Genomic DNA, 5,405 nt, shown 5'->3' on the forward strand with positions numbered 1-5,405 from the left:
AAAGGACATAAAACAAAACAGTCCTTTCAGGGTATTTTAGGTGTACGCTATAGTTTCTAACGATATGGTTATTTTTTAGTTATCTTTAAATGTATGATTAGTTTTTTTAAGTTTTTAATGCAGCATCAGAGAACAATTTTTCAGAGCACGCAGCTTCGTTGTTCATGATAAACTGTATACCCTTATATACTTGATTATGCATTACTTTTTTTTGATAAGAAAATTCTGAGGAAATGCTAAAGAAGCACTATAAAAACGCCCTTATATTCTTGATCAAAAAAGTATTAAAAAAACTGTAAAGAACGGTTTTTTATGAAATAAGGAGGATTTTTAAGAAGGATTGTTGCAATCTAAGGTTGAAAATATGTTTTGTAGAGCTAATTACGTTCAGTGTCTATGCAGGCGTGAAGGGGGGAGGATATGGCTCTACAATATAAATGGAAACGACATTGTTGGATACTCATGTTGAGCAGCTGTTTTGTGCAAGCTGCTGCTGCAAATGAGGGAAGAGCAGCACTTTTTTGTCAATCTTCAAGTTATGAAAATGATAAGGTATTTCACGATCAATACAATGAGGATATGAAAACAGGCAGATGCATACTTGGAGCCTCTCATGATGTCATGATAAGAACGCGCAATGAATTAGACTTTTTGAAAAAGCCTAGCAATTTTATCATGGATAAGGGTGCTAGAGTGTTTGCGAGTCAACAGGCGCTTGACAGCAGTCATCGTGACAATGCTGGATATAATGCACAAGAACAAAATACTGCGTTTCTTAAAAAGCCTGAACTTATTTCCATTAAAGATGGGGCAATATTAGAAAATTATATCCTTGATAATGAAGGTAAAGCATACATTTCAAATGATGGTGAGATTGATAGTCCAGGGCGGTCCATTAATAACACTGTAAGGAATGGTGCAGAGCTTTATGTGTATGCAGGAGGACTCAGTGAGAATAGTAAAATTGAACATGGTGGAATTGAAAATGTTCAGGCTTTAAAAGGAAAACAAGGTTTTTCGAAAAATGCTGTTGTTAAAGAAGGCGGGCACCAAAGTGTTGGAAATGGAGGGAAAGTAGAGGGGACTAAAATTTATGGCGGTGAGCAGCTTATTTTCGGCGAGGGGGATATTGGAGGAGAGATTAAAGGCAGTAGTGCTTCTCACACTATCATTTATGGTCAAGATGAAACACTAGGCCAACAAAAAGTATATGATGGCGGAAAAGTTTGGAATACAAAAGTTATGCAAGGGGGTGTCCAAGAGGTTGGACAAAAGTCTCAAAGTGCAAAAAATGGTGGTTTTGCATTTGACACAGAAGTTTTTGGTGGTGGTAAACAACGTATCTTAAAAGGTGGTCAGTCCATTGGAGTCACTTTAAATGAGAATGCTATTCAGGAAATAGATACTGACGGATCTGTAAAAAATCTAACAATGAATGATCAAACAAAATCATGGGTGCATGCTGGAGCAACATTAGAAGGCAAGACACAGGTAAACCATTCTGGGCAGATCCATCTTTATGCTGGGAATGATCAACAACGCACCACAGTAGAAGATATTATTTTAAATGGAAAAGATACAAAACTATACTCTATTACTGATGAGTTTGATGGAAAAAGTTCTTTGATACAAAAATTAAGTGGTGAAGGGAGTATTATTTTTTCGTTTACAGGTTCTGATCCATATTATTCTCAGCTTCATGTGAATAATCTTTCAGGAAATTTACATTTCGCGTTCAATACTACGATTGCCCATAACCGTGGTGATTATCTCTTGGTTGAGAAAGGCGCTGGGAAACATACAATAAGTGTTGCTGATTCTGGCGTTGAAATCACGGATCCTTTTTCAAATAAGCGTGATTTAATTACGGATCAAAGTGGTGGAGCGCATTTTACGCTGACAGATCTTAAGGGTGAAAAAATTAACGCCATTGATGGTGGAACTTATATGTATGATTTGAAAGAAAGAAAGGATGAAAATGGAAAAGTTTGGTTTTTATCGGCAGACCGCCTCAGTGGACCAGAACCTTCTATGCCAGATCCGACAAATCCTTTTTTTCCTGGAGAAACATCAACAACCCCCTCTACAGATGCAGTGTTAACGTTGTCCGTAGTTCCTGGGCTTATTTTTAATAATGAGTTGCAAATTATACGGAATGGTAGAAAAATTTGGGACAGAAATAAGAAAGATATCGAACTATGGACTTATGGGATTAAGAGCAGAGAACGTGTTGCGACAGGCCATACACACTTTAAACTTGGGCAGACAGGTTTAGTCTTTGGTGCTGATCAGTTGAGTGAATTAGGGCATGGAGAGTTGTATGTTGGTGGTTTTGGGAGTTATGATCAAGCACGTATTTCTCATGCACGAGGTGGTGACAGCAATTTGAGCTCTTATAGTATTGGAACTTACGCAACTTATTTTGATCATCGTGGATGGTATATGGATGGTGTTTTGAAATATAATTATTACCGAGATAATTTGAAAGCCATATCAACGAATGGTTTAGCCATTCAAAGTCATTACAATCAGTGGGCAATAGGTGGATCATTTGAGATCGGTTGTTATTTTGAACCGGCACAGAATACTTGGATGCAGCCTTATATCAAACTAACAGGTTTGCAGGTTGAAGGTAAAAGAATAAAACTTTCAAATGGAATGATAGGTGATCTAAGCCCATTAACTTCATTCCGCAGTGAAGTTGGATTGACTGCAGGACATGAATTTTTTGTGAATTCAGAAACGTCATTAACAGCTTACATTATGGCAGCTTGGTTGCGTGAGAATATAAATAATAATTATACGACAATTAATAACCAGTATAAATTTATTACAGATTTATCAGGCAGTGCGGGTAAATTGGGAATTGGTTTAAATGGTTCGGTCAATGATAAACTAACACTTTATGCGGAAGCACATTATCTAAAAGGACATAAGATTAAGAATGCTCTTCAAGGTATTTTAGGATTACGCTATAGTTTCTAAATATGTGTGCATGGCTGATTAACTTTACAAATGTAATTGTTTTGCAAACTTAAACAGATAACGTTCGGCTATGTCTTCTCGAGAGTGTAGGGACTTTCTCAAATAGTAGGAATGTCTTTATACTCTCTCTTTTAAAGGCAACATACTGAATTTATAATAATAATTCATTTCTATGCATGTTGAATAAGAGTCGCGAAAATCATAGGATTCTCTCATTCCAAATCTGTTTATGTTGAATCAATCAAAATTATTCGCTTGGCACATCGCAAACGGGATGAAGGTGTGTATAAAAACTATACAAAAAAGAAGTAAAAATGTCTCTGATGAATCGTCTCTAGTGTCAAGGGCTGTCACAACATTGGGATGGCAAAGTGTATGATGATATCGGCCCGCTTCTTCATAAGCGTAAAGATTGGGGGCCAATGGCTTTACCGGTATATCATTCATGGATGACGTTACGAAATGGGCTTGAGTGCATTGAGAGATGTCTCTTTAAAACAAGTGCGTGAATGTACAACCGAATGGCGTTTTGTTTTACGTGAAGGGGGGGGCCATTAAAGGGCACGAGCATTTTTTTCATCTATAATTCCAGATATGCAAATTATTCCTTGAATTTAAGTAAACATTTTGAATTTTATTCAATTTTTCTGCCTTAAGTTAGAGTTTTTAGTGGTTTATAGATAAGCAACTTAAAGTTGTTTAAATTAAAAAAATACACTAAAAAATTGTATTTAGACATAAATAAAACACATTATGATACAATCTAAAACAAGCTACCTATGTAGCCGCGGGGTATTTTTCTAAATAATTGAAGAGTGGAGTGTGGATAATGCGGTATAAATACAAATTAAGTTTTTCAGTATTGATGATCAGTAGTTGTCTTTTGCAATCTGCAAGTGTAGTTGAGAGTAGGAATAGAGTGCTAACAAGAGCAACAGATGTGGGAAATAGAGAAGAGGAAGAAAAAAATTTAGAACTGATTGCTAGTTTTTTCAGAAATAATATTACGATTGAATATGGTGATGTAGAGCTTGTTGAGAATGGAAAAACTTCCGTGGGGTCCACTATTAAAAAAGGAGGGATGCAAATAGTTACACGAGCAGGAATTGCAATGAGCGCCAAAATTTTGGGAGGTCAGCAGTTTATTCATGAAGAGCCATATATTGATCTTACAAGCGTGGAGAGAAAAAGTAGTGCATATAAATCTACAATTTCTGGTGGCGGTGGAGCAGTTGGACAGCAGAATGTGTACGATGGAGCGTGGGTTTGGTATACGAAAGTGGGAGATAATGGAGAACAAAATCTTTATGCAGGACAAAGAAAAGAGGGAGGGAAATCAATGTATGCTGAGGTTTCTGGGAATGGGAGACAGCACGTTTTAGCGTTAGGAGAATCTCTGAAAACTACTTTGAAGGATCGAGCTACTCAAGTTGTATATCCTATGGGATTTGTAGATACTTTAACAATTACGGATTTTGCTAAATCGTGGTTCCATGTTGGTGTACAAGAAGTCGTTGGAGAAGTAAGGATCAATGGTGGCGGAGAACTTTATTTATTCGCTGGCGATAGGACAAATCATACAACTAAGAAAAAAATTCCTATAGAAGAGAGCGTGGATGAGATAATATTTGAGGTTGGTGAACGAAAGATAGGAGAAAAACCTCAGATTAAAATTAAAGATTTAGGGGGGCAAAATGGGACTGTTATTTTTACTTCTATACCGTATGATCCACGACATATTTCACTTCATGTTGAGAAACTTTCAGGGAATTTACATTTTCGATTCAATATTAGTGCTACGGGGAATTCGAGTGATTACTTATCGATTGATGAGGGCGCAGGTAATCACAAAATAAGCGTTGCAGATTCTGGTCGTGAAATTACAGGTCTTTTTTCACAAAAGAATAGTTTGGTCACAGGGATTAATTTAATTACTGATAGAAACCACAATGGAGGCGCTAATTTTACTCTGGCAGACCTTTCGGGTAAGGACATTACAACTGTCGATGGAGGAGCCTATCAATATCAATTGCTGAAGAGAGATAGATGTGCTGATTCTAGTGGTAGTGCTACAATTTGGTATTTAGGAAGAGCCTCTGGAGGTACGACACATTCGAATACTGAAGCACAGTGTGTAAACAAGAAAACGAAGGTTCCTCTTGCATTGTCTGATCAATCTCCCTCTTCTGGAGGGAAAAATACCAGTCCTCGTCCACCTACTAAAAAAGAGATGCCCAAACAACGCCCTCCACGTCATTTAAGAGGGGCACAGAATGTTTCCAGTGTTTCGGTATCTTCCTCTCAAGAAAATCAGAATCTTGTAACGTTACCTCCATCAGGTCTTCATCCTCTTTCTGATGAAAAACAACAAACTGCTGTTTCAGAATCTTCTCACTCTTTAGCCGATCAAATGATTGTGC

Annotated in this window: 2 protein-coding genes; both read left to right on the plus strand. The window is 37.1% G+C overall.

What is annotated here, in order from left to right; all coding sequences use genetic code 11:
- Positions 1-420: 420 nt before the first annotated feature.
- Positions 421-2,985: a BafA family autotransporter gene (gene bafA / locus ACFIO3_RS08240; RefSeq protein ID WP_375614959.1), complete on the plus strand. Its 2,565-nt coding sequence runs from the start codon at positions 421-423 to the stop codon at positions 2,983-2,985.
- 829 nt (positions 2,986-3,814) lie between these two features.
- The coding region (locus ACFIO3_RS08245; RefSeq protein ID WP_375696094.1) for a pertactin-like passenger domain-containing protein at positions 3,815-5,405 on the plus strand (1,591 nt) is incomplete at its 3' end.

The sequence above is a fragment of the Bartonella sp. AD328YNZD genome, from assembly GCF_042196425.1.

Bases quoted from the DNA above. Each gene is read 5' to 3' on its own strand.
- bafA (WP_375614959.1), top strand. From the start codon at position 421: ATGGCTCTACAATATAAATGGAAACGACATTGTTGGATACTCATGTTG.